The following is a 14,860-nucleotide window of genomic DNA, read 5'->3' as shown; positions in this document are numbered from 1 at the left end:
AGTGAGCGTCAAAGTTCGTTTCTGCCCATCACCCACCGGCACCCCGCACGTCGGTATGGTCCGCACCGCCCTGTTCAACTGGGCGTATGCGAAGCACACCGGCGGAAAGTTCGTCTTCCGCATCGAGGACACCGACGCCGCCCGTGACACCGAGGAGAGCTTCGGCCAGGTCCTCGAGGCCATGAAGTGGCTCGGCCTCGACTGGGATGAAGGCATCGACGTCGGCGGACCCGACGGACCCTACCGCCAGTCCCAGCGCGGCGACATCTACGCCGGCGTGATCGAGAAGCTCAAGGCCGCCGGACACATCTATCAGTCCTACTCGACCAACGAAGAGGTCGAAGCCAGGCACAAGGCCGCAGGCCGCGACCCCAAGCTCGGCTACGACGGCTACGACCGGGACCTCACCGCCGAGCAGATCGCCGGCTTCAAGGCCGAAGGCCGCGAACCCGTCTGGCGTGTGCGCATGCCGGCCGAGGACGTCACCTTCACCGACCTGGTGCGCGGAGAGATCACCTTCCGTGCAGGCACCATTCCCGACTACGTCGTCGTCCGAGCGAACGGCCAGCCGCTGTACACCCTGGTCAACCCCGTCGACGACGCCCTCATGGGCATCACCCATGTGCTGCGCGGTGAGGACCTGCTGTCCTCGACCCCACGTCAGGTCGTGCTCTACGAAGCGCTCAAGGACATCGGCGTCGCCGAGGCGACCCCCGAGTTCGGTCACCTGCCCTACGTGATGGGCGATGGCAACAAGAAACTGTCCAAGCGCGATCCGGAATCCAATCTGTTCCTCCACCGCGACAACGGTTTCATCCCCGAAGGCATCATCAACTACCTGGCCCTGCTCGGCTGGTCGATCGGACCCGACCGAGACGTCTTCAGCGTCAAGGAATTCGTTGAGGCCTTCGACATCCACGATGTTCTGCCCAACCCTGCCCGTTTCGATGTGAAGAAGGCGACGTCGATCAACGCCGACCACATCCGGCTCCTCGACGTCAGCGACTTCCGTGACCGTCTGGTGCCCTATCTCCAGGCCGCCGAGGTGCTCCCGGAGAAGCCATCGGAGGCTCAGCTGGAGATCCTCAGCCAGGCGGCTCCGCTTGTGCAGACGAGGATGAACCTCCTCGGCGAAGCACCTGACCTGCTGGCATTCCTGTTCACTCCCGATTCCGAGCTGACCATGGCCGAGGACGGTCTGAAGACCCTGAAGGATTCGGCTCCCGAGGTGCTCGCCGCCTCGATCGAGGTCCTCGAAGGAGTCGAGGACTGGACGACGGACACGCTGCACGAAACGCTTCAGGTCAAACTGGTCACCGAGATGGAGATCAAGCCTCGACTGGCCTTCGGCCCGCTGCGCGTGGCCGTGTCCGGACGCAAGGTCTCACCACCTCTGTTCGAGTCCATGGAGATCCTCGGCAAGGACTCGTCACTGACTCGCCTGCGGGCGCTGGCAGCCCAGCTGTGACGATGCTCAATCAGGCGGCCTGGACGCGTGGGGGACTGCACCTGAAGGACGTGACCTTCGAAGCCCCGCTCGACCACTTCGGTGGGGGAGCGGGACTGTCCGCGGCCGCCTCGGCGCACATCGAGGTCTTCGCCCGGATCACCGCGACCGAGGCGGACAGCACCAAGCCGTACCTCGTGTTTCTGCAGGGCGGTCCGGGTGTCGAAGCACCCAGGCCCACCACCCCCGTCGGCGAGTCCACCTGGTTGGCGCGAGCACTCGAGGACTTCCAAGTCGTCATGCTCGACCAGCGCGGAACCGGGAGATCGAGCCCCATCGGCTCCGTGGGCGGACGCATCACCGGTCTCGACGGGCTCGGCGAGGCTCCCGCAGACATCGCTGCGGCGCTGAGCCACTACCGTGCCGATTCGATCGTCGAGGACGCTGAGATCCTGCGCCGCGGGCTGGGAGTCGACTCCTGGTCGCTGCTGGGCCAGTCGTTCGGAGGATTCACCGCCCTGCGGTATGTCTCCGCGCATTCGGAAACGCTGAACGAGGTCTACTTCACCGGCGGACTGCCGGCGATCGGCACCGACCCCGCCACCGTGTACGCCACGACGTGGGAAGGCATGAAGCGGAAGTCGGAGCAGTTCTACCGAGCATTCCCCGGTGACCGCGACAAGCTCGCCCGGATCATCGACCTCGCCGAGGCGGATGGGGGCATCGCACTGCCCGGCGGAGCGCGCGCCACGACGGAACGCATCCGGCTCCTCGGGCACTTCCTCGGAGCCTCCGACGGACCCGAGAAGCTGCACTACCTGCTGGACCTGGACCCCGCCTCGGCGGCATTCCGTCATGATCTGGCTGCCGCACTGCCGTTCTCGGGAAGAAATCCGCTCTACGCCGTGGTCCACGAGTCCTGCTGGGCCGACGGTGCGGTCACCAACTGGGCAGCTCGGCGGGCAATGCCTGCGGACGTCGAAGCCGATCCGACCCTTTTGGCCGGCGAGCACGCCGGGCCCGAGTCACTTGCCGAGGATCCGGAGCTTGCCCCCTTCGCCGAGGTGGCCCAGCTCGTGGCACAGCACGAATGGCCCAGGCTCTACGACGTTGATGCGCTGCGGTCCTCAAACGTGCGCGGAGGCGCAGCAGTGTACTTCGAGGATGCCTACATTCCTCCGGAGTACTCACTGGCCACAGCGGACCTCCTCGACGGAGTGAAGCCATGGGTGACGAACGAGTACGAGCACAACGGACTGCGTGCCGACGGATACCGGGTGCTCGATCGCCTCATCTCCCTGGCGCGGGAGTGAATTCGTTCGTGTAGGTGGCACATCGTTCGAGCCAGAGGCAAATCGTTCTCGCGGGAAGTGGTGTTAAGAAGGTCACACCGAAAATGAGCCCCGATGATTTGGAGTCGAGCGGGGGGTTTGTGTAGAGTTATATCTCGTTGCTCAGGGAAATTCCTCCGGGGATGAGCCTGAATGACATTGGGGTATGGTGTAATTGGCAGCACGAGTGTTTCTGGTACATTTAGTCTAGGTTCAAGTCCTGGTACCCCAGCGAACAGCATCGGGAGTATGACTCTGAGCTGTTTATTGGCCCCCGTCGTCTAGTGGCCTAGGACGCTGCCCTCTCAAGGCGGAAACGGCAGTTCGAACCTGCTCGGGGGTACGGTTGAGTCCCGCATCGAGGAATCGGTGTGGGGCTCGCTCTAATTCACGGTCATTCTTCTGCAACGGTTATGTTTGCAGATGCGCGAGCCCCATTGAGCGTCGCCGGTCCGGATGTCTCTGAAGCAGCTCGCTCTGAGTCACAGAGCCCGGCTTCGAAGCCGATCACTGCAACTCAGAGCAAGTGAGCTCAGAGCGAATGCACTCAGAGAGAACGCTGAGGCGATTCAGCGTCCGAGGGAGTCCGCGATCCTCTTCGTGTTCTCCGCCGTCTTGACGTTGGCCACGATGAGCTCGAGGGCCAATCGGACGAAGATCACCCAGAGGGCGGGGATGATCCAGCCGAAGATGATCGCCAGCAGCAGCGGCCACGGACTGAAGCTCGGGCCATCGCTCAGATAGCTGGTCGCCGCTCCTGCTGCCGCACCCGTGACGATTCCGCCGATGATCGATCCCAACCAGGACAATGCAGCCACAACGATGGCGATGATGTAGATGAATCCCGCCCATCGCACGGCGATGAGATTATCGAAGCGGAAGTCGAAGAGCGACTTGAAGAAACCGCCGCTTCCGCCAGGCTTCTGCTGCGCTGCCTGCTGCTGGAAATTACCCACCGGGGCGTGCTGGGAGCCGGCGTAATTTCCTTGGTTGTATGCGGCGTAGTCAGCATCCTGATAGTACTGACCCTGCTGGGCTGGCTGCCCGTATTGACCGTACTGATTCTGTGGGTCGTACTGGCCGCCTTGGTCGTATTGATCCTGAGGCGTGTACTGGCCGCCTTGGCCAAATTGCTGCTGCTGACCGAACTGGCTCTGCTGGCTGCTGTACTGCTCGCTCTGACCGAACTGATCTACCTGGTTGTACTGCTCGCTCTGACTGAACTGTGAGCCTTGGCCATACTGGGCAGTGCCAGCAAGAGACTGGGGGTCATCTGGCTGTTCGCCGACAGCGGGCTCGTGAACAGTGGGCTCGTGAGCCGTCTGTTCCCCGGCCGCGGGTTCCTGCGGCTGGTTGAGGTCAGGATCAGGCTGATCGCCCGGGATGTTCTGATTGTTCTCTGCATCCGAACCGGAGTACGGGTTCTGTGGTGTCGACATAATCTTCCTTCGCACGAGTTGAAGCCGATAGTCGCAACTTATCAGTGCAAGCTGACTTTGCAGCCAGAACTCTTAACGTAAGGAGATGGTCCATTCCACGCTGAGTTCGCTTTGCGCTTCTATGACATCGAAGTCCGAACCTGAGGCGAAGGCGTTAGGTGGACACGTCATCGGTTCGATGGCGATGGCGCTGCGGCGAAGCGGCTGGTCGAGCTCGTCTCCGGTGCACAACTGCCAGGCCCGGAAGCTCTCATCCATTCCGATGGTGACCGTCCTGTCGTCGGCTCCTCTCAACCTCACTCGTGACCACCCGTCTTCACCGCGCTGCGGGGTGCCGAAGGCGTCATCGAGGATCGCCGGGCCAAGGGTGCGCAGAGCGCGGAAGTCTTTGCAGAGGAGGCAGGATGCTTCTTCGGGCCCGTGATCGGCGGGAATGTACGATCCGGTGTCGAAATGCCTGATCGTCTGGGGGATGAGTCTGTCATCGGTCTCGAACCAGGTCTCTGCCGGAATGAGGAGCTGTGCCCGATCAACTCGTTGTGCGCCTGGGTGGATCCAGGGATGAAAGCCGAAACCGAAGGGAGCGGGCTCCTGCCCGATGTTTCGCGCGAGAGCCAAGACCTGGAGCTCGCCGCTGCCCTCGCAGTCATTCGCACATTCGTCCTCGTCTTCACGCGCGACGAGGGTGTAGGTCACCTCAAGGGACAATTCAAAGGGATACCCCGGCGGGCCGGAGATGTCCGTTTCGAGCCGCACCGAGGCGTTGTTGCGTTCACTCACCTTCCAGTCGGTCTCGGCCACAAGACCATGCAGAGACGTTCCGCGTGAGGCCTCGGTGATGGGCAGCTGGTGGGAGCGGCCGTTGAAGTCATAGCGTCCATCGGCGATTCGGTTCGGCCACGGTGCCAGGACGGCGCCATCGAAGGCGGACATCTGGACGACGACGGGACGATCCCCGACGGTGTAGTCGAGCAGAGCTGCTCCGCTTGTGGAGACGACCGCGCTGTCGTCGCCCAGGGCGAGCTCGATGAGATCGGTCATGCGACTCCTGAGCAGGTGGTGAGCGGATATTCCGGTGTCCCAGAATTCTACGCGAGATATGGGATCTCTCCCATGCAGATGTTAGCATTATGATCGAAAATGATCACTTTTGGGAGGTCTGATGGGTCAGTGTAGCGTTTCTCAATTCCACCGACGAGCCATTGAACTCGTAGGTGTCCGTTGAGCACACAGGTTCGTCGGAACACGCTTGCCGATGGCAGAGACATCCTGTTCTTCCAGGACGCAGATTCGACGGCGGCACCACCTGCTGAGGACCATCGCCCGGCAGAGCCGCGTCCTACCGGCGGACAGCTGCGCTTCGACCTGCTCACCGGCGAGTGGGTGGCCGTGGCCACGCATCGCCAGTCGCGGACTCATCTTCCTGCAGCCGCCGAATGTCCCCTCTGCCCCTCGGTGCCCGGACGCCCCACAGAGATCCCTGTTGCCGACTACGACGTCGTCGTCTTCGAGAACAGGTTCCCTTCGCTGGGGCCATCACTCGGAGCGGTGCCTGCCGATCCGAGGCAGAAATTCGCCGAGGCGGCCTCCGAAGCCGCACTGACCGCCCCGGCCCATGGGCGCTGTGAGGTCGTCGTCTTCTCCTCCGAGCACAACGGATCGTTCGCCGACCTCGACCCGGCACGTGCCCGCACGGTCATCGACGCCTGGGCGAACCGGAGCAGCGAGCTCGCCGCACAAGAGGGGATCGAGCAGGTCTTCGTGTTCGAGAATCGGGGCGAGGAGATCGGTGTGACGATGAACCACCCGCACGGCCAGATCTATGCCTATCCGTTCGTCACCCCGCACACCGTGATCACCTCGGCTCGAGCGGTGCAGCACAAACGTGAGACGGGCAGGCCGCTGCTGGGCGACGTCCTCGACTTCGAACGCGGCTCGGGGGAGCGGATGATCCTTGAGTCGGCATACTTCTCTGCTTTCGTGCCCTTTGCAGCTCGGTGGCCGGTCGAAGTCCACATCGTCCCGCATCGGCAGGTGCTGGGACTCGACGAACTCGACGATGCCGAACGCGACGACCTCGCTGGCCTCTACCCCGAGGTGCTGCGAAGGATCGACAATCTCTATTCGACTCCCACCCCATACATTGCAGCGTGGCATCAGGCGCCGGTCAACTGCGCGGACCACTCGGCAGAGTGGATGCATCTCGAGATCACCAGCCCCAGACGTGCCGAGAACAAGCTGAAGTTCCTCGCTGGATCCGAAGCGGCCATGGGCGCCTTCGTCGGCGACGTCTCCGCCGAGGAGACCGCTGCACGGCTGCGTGCGGCGTCGCCTGCGCTCGAAGACGGTCGCAGATGAGCGCGGCCACCGCTCCGACGGCCCCTAGCCTGCGCCGCGAGTTCGAAGCGGTGTTCGGCTATCCGCCGGATGACTGCTTCCGTGCTCCCGGGCGCGTGAATCTCATCGGAGAACACACAGACTACAACAACGGATTCGTCCTTCCCATCGCCATTGACAGGGCAGTCCACGTGGCCATCGGCCGGCGTCCTCAGGGCCGATCGGAGCCTCATGAACACGGAACTGCGGCACCACCTCGGCGCCAGGAGAGCATCCGGATCGTCTCCGACCATCGAGACGAGTCGGGCGAGAGGCTCGCAGGCCAGTTCGCGGCCGAAGAGCTCGTACCCGGAGCTCTGCCGAGCTGGCTCAGCCACCCGGCGGGTGTTGTCGATGAGATCGCCAAGACGACGGGCACGATCGTCGGCGGCATCGACCTCTACATCGAATCGACAGTGCCCGTAGGAGCCGGTCTGTCTTCCTCCCATGCCCTCGAGGTGGCGGTCCTCATCGCCCTCGACGAGATCTTCGGGCTCGGACTCGACGATCGAGAGAAGGCGCTGCTGACCCAGCGCGCCGAGAACGACTTCGTCGGCGCTCCCACCGGAATCGTCGATCAGGCGGCCTCGATCATGACCGAGGCCGGGCATGCACTCTTCCTCGACTGTCGGGACCTTCGGACTCGACAGATCCCCTTCGATCTCGAAGCCGAAGGGCTGCGGCTGCTCGTCATTGATACCCGCGTGTCCCACTCCCACAGCGAGAGCGGATACGGCGACCGGCGGCGCACCTGCGAGGAGGCCGCCAGGATCCTCGGAACTGCGAGTCTGCGCGAACTGGATGAGAGCTTGGACCTTGGCCCGCTCAACGAGGAGCAGAAGAAGCGGGTGCGGCACGTCTTCAGTGAGAACGCCCGGGTCCGGGCCACCGTCGAACTCTTAGAGGGCGGCGGCGATGAGAGCCGCAGCATTCGCGGAATCGGCGAGCTCCTGCTTGCCTCCCACGACTCCCTCGTCCACGACTATGAGGTTTCGTGCACCGAACTCGACACCGCTGTCGCGGCCGCCATGTCGGCCGGTGCGATCGGAGCGCGGATGACCGGCGGCGGCTTCGGGGGTTCGGCGATCGCACTCGTCGACACGGCGAGTGTCGACCAGGTGGGCGAGGCCATCCGCGCGACGTTCGCCGACCACGGATTCCGCAGGCCCGACATCTTCGCAGTCAGCCCGGGAAAGGGCGCGGGCAGAATCGCCTGACCCCGCAGGAGAATGGGCCGGCCAGGCAGCGGAATCGCCTGTCCGGGCTAGGGGCGGGTATCGCCGGTCTCGGACACCTCGGTCGACTCATCGGCGATGATGCGAATCGGGCGCAGCCTGGCCCAGGCGATGAAGAAGATCGCAGCGAGGATGAGGCCGATTCCCGTCCAGAGGTTGGCATCGATTCCGCCGGTCCGCTCCGCCTCGTCGGGGGTGTAGTCGACAACCCCTGCGATGGCGAGGATGACTCCGAAGATCCCCAGCAGCACGCCGATGAAATTTCGGATGTCGAAGGCACCTGCGGTCTTGGTCAGTTCGTTGGCTTTGCTCATTGTTCTCACTTGCTCCTTCAGCCGAAGGCCACGTTGAGGATGATGACGAGGACCAGCGCGACTCCCGCAACGGGCACCGGGCGTTTCCAGATCGGGGGCTTCGGTTCATTGAGATCTTCGAAGTCGGTCTTCGGCGTCTCCGAATAGACGAGCCCTCGCAGTTCATGGGCAGGCTTCGGTGTGGTCCTGAAGGTGACGATCACCGAGAGGACGATATCGACGACGAACGCCGTGCTGGCGGCGAGGAACGCTGCGCCCTGACCGGGCAGGTCGAACACGCCGGTCTCGCTGAGGACGAATACCGCGACGGCCGAGAGGGTGCCGCCGACCAGGCCGACCCAGCCGGCGGTCGGGCTCATGCGCTTCCAGAACATACCGAGGATGAAGGTGGCGAACAGCGGTGCGTTGAAGAAGCCGAACAGAGTCTGCAGGTAGTCCATGAGGTTGGCGAAGTTGCCGGCGATGAGGGCGGTGAAGATCGCGACGATGCAGGCGCCGACCGTGGCGTAGCGGCCGACCTTGAGGTAGTAGGCGTCATCGCGGTCCTTGACCACGTACTGCTGCCACAGGTCATAGCTGAAGACGGTGTTGAACGCGGAGATGTTGGCGGCCATGCCGGCCATGAACGCGGCGAGCAGGCCGGCGATGGCCACGCCGAGGAGACCGTTGGGCAGAACCTCGCGCATGAGCAGCAGGAGCGCATCGTTGTAGGTCACTCCGGTCTGGGACTGGGCGGTCGCCTCATCGACGCTGGACGCGATCTGTTTGAACTTCGTCATCTGGGTCACGAGGACCGCCGAGATCATTCCGGGGATGATGACGATGAACGGGATGAGCATCTTCGGGAAGGCGCCGAGGATCGGAGTCAGTCGTGCGGCATTGATGCTCTTCGACGCCATGGCACGTTGGACCTCGACGAAGTTCGTCGTCCAGTAGCCGAAGGAGAGCACAAAGCCGAGCCCGAACACGATCCCGACCACCGAGAGCACCGGGTTGGAGAACCCGGAGAGCTGCTCACCCGGCCAGCTGCTCAGCTGCTCGGCCCCGAGCATGCCGTCATTGCTGACCTTCGCCACGAGACCGTCCCAACCGCCCACGCGATTGAGGCCGATGATCGTCAGCGGCAGCAGGGCCGCGACGATGACGAAGAACTGAAGCACCTCATTGTAGATGGCAGCGGTCAGCCCGCCGAGCGTGATGTATGACAGGACGATGGCGGCAGCGACGACCAGGGCGATCCACAGCGGCCAACCGAGGAGACGATTGACGATCGTGCCGAGGAGGAAGAGGTTGACGCCGGCGATGAGGATCTGAGCGACGGCGAAGGACAGCGCGTTGACGAGGTGGGCGCCGGTGCCGAAACGTCTGCGCATGAACTCGGGAACGGACCGGACCTTCGAACCGTAGTAGAAGGGCATCATGACCACACCGAGGAAGAGCATCGCCGGGACCGCGCCGATCCAGAAGTAGTGCATCGTCGGCATGCCGTACTGGGCGCCGGTGGCCGACATGCCCATGATCTCTACGGCACCGAGGTTCGCTGAGACGAAGGCCAAGGCTGTCACCCACGCCGGAAGGCTGCGCCCGGAGAGAAGGAATTCGATGCTCGAGGAGATGCCGCGCTTGGCGAACCAGCCGATTCCGAGGACGAATACGAAGTAGATCGCGATCAGCAGATAGTCGATCCACTGGGCGTCTAGCCGGATGTCTTCCAAGGTTCCTCCAACGTCTTCGGTGAATGGCTCCTTGTGATCAAAGCCACCTCAAACGGATACTCTAGAGGACAGATCGACCGATCTCCAGTGATCGAACATGAAAAGTTTTGATTGTTTATGATCGCTCGCCTGTGAGCGGGGATTCTCTCTCCGCCCTCGGCGTGTCGGAGGCACCCACGACCTCGCCTGCGCCGGTACCTTCGCCGTCGGTCTCACCTCCGCGTCTGCGCTCCCGCTCCTTCGCCTGGACCCGGGAGAGGAGGACCTGTGCGACCGCGACGACGAGGAGGACGGCGCCGTTGACGACGGCCTGCCAGTTCGAATTCGTCAGCCCGAGGCGGTTGATGAGATTGGCGACTACCTGCAGCAGCGTGACGCCGACCAGCGAACCGACGACCGTGCCGGCACCGCCGGTGAGCAGGGTCCCGCCCAAGACCACCGCGGCGATGGCGGTGAGCTCAAGGCCCACACCCAGAGTCGTGACACCGGAGGCCGTGTATGAGGCCGTCAAGGCACCGGCCAGACCCGCCATCGTGCCGCTGACCGCATAGACGATGAGTGTCGAGCGCAGAACGGGCAGACCCATCAGCCGAGCGGCATCCGGTTGGCCTCCGATCGCCAGCAGGGTGGAGCCATAGGAGGTCCGATGCAGGATGAGGACGCCGATGGCGAAGAGGACCACGACGATCCAGACGGGATAGCCCAATCCCAGAAACGAGCCGCGGCTGAGCTGGAGGAACGCCGCCTCGGCGGGCACCTTGTACGTTTCAGAACCCTCCTGGGTCAGCGCCAGCAGCAGCCCCCGGGCGAACAGCAGTCCGGCCAGGGTGACGATGAACGCCGGAATCGACGTCCCGGCGATGATGGCCCCTTGGATGAGCCCGATGAGTGTGCACACGATGAGAGGGAGGAGCACCGCGGCCAGGAAGCCGTACTGCGAGGCCCAAGCCGCAAGCACGCCGCCGAGGGCGAAGACCGATCCGACGGACAGATCGATTCCGCCGGTGAAGATGACGAAGGTCAGCCCCAGGGCCAGGGGAGCGAGGAACGCGGACTGCAGGGCGATCTGAGTCAGATTCCCCGCCGAGGCGAATGACGGAAACGCGATTGACGTGATCACCACGAGTCCGAGCAGAATGGCCAGGGCGCCGTTGCGCTGGGTGAGTCTGGCCAGCATCTCGATGCGTGAGCGATTGGTCTGGTTGGCAGAGACCACATCGACGGGATCCTGGTTCGTCATGTTCTCCTCCTTCCGACTTGGAGTGCGACCGCGACGACGATCACGACGGCCTGGACCATCTGCGAGATGGAGTCCGCAACATTGTGGGAGACCAAGGTGGAGACGATGAGCTGCATGAGCAGTGCGCCTCCGACGGTGCCGAGGACTCTGACGCGGCCGCCGTTCAGCGACGTGCCGCCGATGACCACGGCTGCGATGGCGGAGAGTTCCATGAGCAGACCTAAGGTGCGCGGGTCGCTGGCCTGCGACCGGGCGGCGACGAGAATCCCGGCGAAGGCCGCGAGCAGGCCCGAGAGGACATAGACGGTGACGAGCACCGACTTGATCCGAATGCCGGCGAGCTCAGCTGCACGTTTGTTGCCGCCGATCGCCTCGATCATGACCCCGAACGAGGTCCGGCGCATGATGAAGCCGACCACGATGACGAACACGATCGCGCTGAGCACCGAATAGGGCACGCCCAACAGGGAGCCGGTGCCCAGGACCGCGAGGCCGGGATCGGAGAGATTCTTGATCTCACCGCCGATGACATTGGCCAAACCCCGTCCGCCGATGAGGACGGCGAGAGTGGCGACGATCGGTTGGAGCCCGAAATGGGAGACGAGGAGGCCGATCATCAGCCCACTGAGCCCACCGGCGACGATGCCGACGATGATCGCCGGCATCGTCCCATACCCGATGTAGAGCGGCATGACCGCGGCCGACAGGGCCATGACGCTGCCGACGGAGAGATCGATGCCCTTCGTGCCGATGACCATCGCCATCCCCAGGGCGACGATGAGTACCGGCGCGGTCTGGATCAGCTGCAGGCGCAGGTTGGACAGGGTGAGGAAGTGCGGGGTGATGATGACGTTGACGACGACGAGCAGGGCAAGAGCGAGGTAGACACCGTAGGCGGCGATCCATGTGCGCACCGAGGTCGAGCGCTTCACCGGCGCCGAGGTGGTGGCTGCGGCACTCGTCATTCCTGACCTCCCGAGACCAGAGACTGCAGGAGGCGCGTATTGTCGACCTCGTCGCCGGTGAGTATCTCGCTGATCTCACCGTCACGCAGTACGATGACGGATTCGGATCCGGCCACGAGTTCCTCTGTCTCCGAGGAGATGAGGACGACGGCCATCCCTCGATCGGCGAGTTCGTCGATGAGTGCCTGGACCTCCTGCTTGGCTCCGACATCTATTCCGCGGGTGGGTTCGTCGAGGAGGAAGACCGACGGCTGGGTGGCCAGCCATCTGGCGATGAGGACCTTCTGCTGGTTGCCACCCGAGAGCTCCGAAACGAGCTGCCTGGGCGAAGCCACCTTGATTCCCAGACGGTCGATGTAGGTGTCGACGAGTTCGTCGATCTTCTTCCGCGACAGCACTCCGCCGGTGGACACCCGGGGCAGGATGCCGAGGACGATGTTGTCGCGGACGGAGAGTTCGGGCACGATGCCTTCGGATTTGCGGTCTTCGGAGAGCAGTGCGATGCCGGCCTTCAGCGCCGCAGGCACCGATTGTCGTCGAATGGGTGCACCTTTGACGGCGATCGAACCGGCGCTCGTGTCGAGGGCGCCGTAGATCGCCTTGACGGTTTCGCTGCGCCCTGACCCCAGCAGTCCGGCCAGGCCGATGATCTCACCGGCCCGAACCTCGACATCCACGTCGTGCAGACGTCCCGGAGCATTGAGTCCGATGGCCTCGAGCACCACCTCGGCGGCGGGGGAGTCGTCTGCAGAAGAGGGAGAATCCTCAGCAAACGATGTCACTCCGTGCTCGGCGATGTCGCGGCCCAGCATGGCCGAGATGAGGGATCGGCGATCAAGGTCAGCCATCGCTCCGGTGTGGACGACCTCACCATCGCGCAGGATCGTGACCTCATCGCAGAGTTCCCACAGCTCGTCGAGACGGTGGGAGACGAAGACGATCCCGGCACCCTGATCCCGGAGCCGACGTGCGACTCCGAAGAGGACGTCGACCTCGCGTCGTTCGAGTGAGGAGGTCGGCTCGTCCATGATGATGACCTTCGCCTCGGTGGTCACCGCCCGCGCCAGCGCGATCATCTGCTGGACCCCCAACCCCAGCGCACCCAGCTCGGCAGTCACGTCGACGTCGATGCCCAGGTCGGCCACCACCTCGGCGGCACGCGAGTTCAGTGCTTTGAGGTCGATGAGTCCCAGGCGTGTGCGAGGCTCACGGCCGAGGAAGATGTTGCGCGCGACCGAGAGCAGCGGGACGAGGTTGACCTCCTGGTAGACGGTCGAGATCCCCGCATCCTGAGCCTGAGACGGATGGTTGAACGACACCGGGGTCCCGGCAAGTTCGATGCTGCCGGAATCCGCCTGATAGACCGCGGTCAGCGACTTGATCAGGGTCGACTTCCCAGCCCCGTTCTCACCCACAATCGTGTGGATGGTCCCGGAGCCGAGCACGAAGTCGACATCGCGGAGCACATGCACACCGGAGAAGGACTTGTTCAGTCCACGCGCAGACAGCACAGGCTGGGTTGCCGATGCCGGCTGAGCCGCGGCCGATGCAGGCTGAGCCGCGGCCGAGGGAGATCCGGGCTCCTCCACCTCAGAATGCCTGTCCGACCTGCTGCTGCGCATTGTCGGGGGTGTATTCGCCGTCCTTGATGATGATGTCCTCAGGGATCTTCTCACCGTCGTAGAACTTCGTGAGGGTGTCGAACACCAGCGGACCGAATCGAGGGTTGGATTCGATGACCGCGTTGTACTTGCCGTCGACGATGGCCTCCACCGCATTCTTGGTGCCGTCGATGGACACGATCTTGACCTCGTCACCCGGTGTCTTGCCCGCTTCCTGGATCGCAGCCATCGCGCCCAAGCCCTCTTCGTCGTTGAAGGCGTAGACGGCGTCGATGTCGGGGTTCGACTGGAGCAGCTGAGCCGTGACTTCCTGGCCCTCCGACCGTGAGGCATTGGCTGTCTGCTCCGCGACGATCTCGATGTCGGGATACTCGGCCTTGACCTGGTCCTTGAAGCCCTTCTGACGACCATCGGTGACGTTGTTGCCCGAGGGTCCGAGCAGAACCGCGACCTTGGCCTTTTCGTCTGTGGCCTTCGCCAGGGCGTCGGCGGCGCGCTCCCCCTGTTTGACGAAGTCCGAGCCGATGAACGTGAGGTAGTCATCGCAGGATTTGTTGGTCACCTTGCGGTCGATGGTGACCACTGGAACCTTCTTCTCTTTGGCCGCCTTGAGTGCAGAGTCCAGACCGTCGGAGTTGACCGGGGCGATGACCAGTGCCTTGATGTCCTGGCTGAGCAGATTCTCGATGTCGCTGATCTGCTTGGGCAGTTCATTGTTGGCATTGGTGACCACGAGATCTGATCCCGCCTCTTTGGCTGCGTCTTTGAGCGACTTCGTCTCTGCGGCTCTGAAGCTCGCCGAGTCCGGTTCGGACTGGGAGAAGCCGATCTTGGCCCCTTTGAGGTCGATCTTGTCGACTCCGTAGTCGTCCATGGTGCAGGTGGGGCCCGAAGAGCCTGCGCTGTCGGCTGCCTGCGCGGCCTCGCCGCTGCTCGTCGGCTCGGACGTCGAACCTTCGTTCGTGCAGCCGGACAGCAGGAGGACTCCTGCTGCCGCGACTGCGGACACTCGGAACGCAGTGGCCTGGAGGACTGAACGCGATGGTGCGGTTTTCATAGGTACCTCTTCTGTCCAGCACGGCGCCATCGCCGCGATTGATCAGAAGTTATCAGAATCACAACAAAACAATCAAGAAGTGACACCGGATCGTCATCAGATCGAGAGGAGAAAGTGCG

Annotated in this window: 12 protein-coding genes and 2 tRNA genes; 6 read left to right on the top strand and 8 right to left on the bottom strand. The window is 63.5% G+C overall.

Features of this window, described 5'->3' with window-relative positions:
* Position 1 precedes the first annotated feature (1 nt).
* From gltX to HX613_RS13510, 4 genes are all read left to right on the top strand, one after another.
* A complete protein-coding gene (gene gltX / locus HX613_RS13525; RefSeq protein ID WP_328284963.1) occupies positions 2-1,468 on the top strand; it encodes a glutamate--tRNA ligase in 1,467 nt (488 codons plus the stop codon).
* Between the two features lie 2 nt (positions 1,469-1,470).
* Complete coding sequence (locus tag HX613_RS13520) at positions 1,471-2,760, top strand: alpha/beta fold hydrolase (RefSeq protein ID WP_235345798.1); 1,290 nt, start codon at positions 1,471-1,473, stop codon at positions 2,758-2,760.
* Positions 2,761-2,938: 178 nt separating this feature from the next.
* Positions 2,939-3,010 (top strand) — tRNA-Gln (locus HX613_RS13515).
* Positions 3,011-3,048: 38 nt separating this feature from the next.
* Positions 3,049-3,121 (top strand) — tRNA-Glu (locus HX613_RS13510).
* A gap of 226 nt (positions 3,122-3,347) precedes the next feature.
* Here HX613_RS13510 and HX613_RS13505 read toward each other — a convergent pair.
* Positions 3,348-4,217 (bottom strand): DUF4282 domain-containing protein, encoded by an 870-nt coding sequence (locus tag HX613_RS13505; RefSeq protein WP_235345797.1) that lies wholly within the window; start codon positions 4,215-4,217, stop codon positions 3,348-3,350.
* A 72-nt stretch (positions 4,218-4,289) separates the two neighbouring features.
* Entirely contained in the window at positions 4,290-5,258 is a 969-nt protein-coding gene (locus tag HX613_RS13500; RefSeq protein WP_235345796.1) for an aldose 1-epimerase family protein, read from the bottom strand.
* Positions 5,259-5,438: 180 nt separating this feature from the next.
* Between HX613_RS13500 and galT the strand changes: the two genes are divergently transcribed.
* Positions 5,439-6,575: a galactose-1-phosphate uridylyltransferase gene (gene galT / locus HX613_RS13495; RefSeq protein WP_235345795.1), complete on the top strand. Its 1,137-nt coding sequence runs from the start codon at positions 5,439-5,441 to the stop codon at positions 6,573-6,575.
* The gene (gene galK / locus HX613_RS13490; RefSeq protein WP_235345794.1) at positions 6,572-7,810 is read left to right on the top strand and encodes a galactokinase; all 1,239 of its coding nucleotides are present in this window, start codon (positions 6,572-6,574) and stop codon (positions 7,808-7,810) included. Before galT ends, galK begins: the two co-directional genes overlap by 4 nt.
* Positions 7,811-7,857: 47 nt before the next feature.
* Here galK and HX613_RS13485 read toward each other — a convergent pair whose 3' ends face one another.
* The 6 genes from HX613_RS13485 to HX613_RS13460 form a co-directional block, all read right to left on the bottom strand.
* Positions 7,858-8,142, bottom strand: coding sequence for a hypothetical protein (locus HX613_RS13485; RefSeq protein WP_235345793.1), 285 nt, complete (start codon positions 8,140-8,142; stop codon positions 7,858-7,860).
* 17 nt (positions 8,143-8,159) lie between these two features.
* Positions 8,160-9,857, bottom strand: a complete 1,698-nt coding sequence (locus tag HX613_RS13480; RefSeq protein WP_235345792.1) for a sodium:solute symporter family protein — start codon at positions 9,855-9,857, stop codon at positions 8,160-8,162.
* A gap of 115 nt (positions 9,858-9,972) precedes the next feature.
* A complete protein-coding gene (locus HX613_RS13475) occupies positions 9,973-11,097 on the bottom strand; it encodes an ABC transporter permease (RefSeq protein ID WP_235345791.1) in 1,125 nt (374 codons plus the stop codon).
* Positions 11,094-12,062 carry an ABC transporter permease gene (locus tag HX613_RS13470; protein WP_235345790.1) on the bottom strand — a complete coding sequence of 323 codons (969 nt, stop codon included), beginning with the start codon at positions 12,060-12,062 and terminating at the stop codon, positions 11,094-11,096. Before HX613_RS13470 ends, HX613_RS13475 begins: the two co-directional genes overlap by 4 nt.
* Positions 12,059-13,684: a sugar ABC transporter ATP-binding protein gene (locus HX613_RS13465; protein WP_235345789.1), complete on the bottom strand. Its 1,626-nt coding sequence runs from the start codon at positions 13,682-13,684 to the stop codon at positions 12,059-12,061. The genes HX613_RS13470 and HX613_RS13465 overlap by 4 nt, the downstream gene beginning before the upstream one ends.
* Positions 13,653-14,741: an ABC transporter substrate-binding protein gene (locus HX613_RS13460; RefSeq protein WP_235345788.1), complete on the bottom strand. Its 1,089-nt coding sequence runs from the start codon at positions 14,739-14,741 to the stop codon at positions 13,653-13,655. The genes HX613_RS13465 and HX613_RS13460 overlap by 32 nt, the downstream gene beginning before the upstream one ends.
* Between the last annotated feature and the right edge of the window lie 119 nt (positions 14,742-14,860).

The organism is Brevibacterium sp. UCMA 11754, assembly GCF_021532275.1.
GTDB lineage: Bacteria > Actinomycetota > Actinomycetes > Actinomycetales > Brevibacteriaceae > Brevibacterium.
Note: the sequence above shows the minus strand (reverse complement) of the source record. Positions and strands in the feature narration are given on the sequence as shown.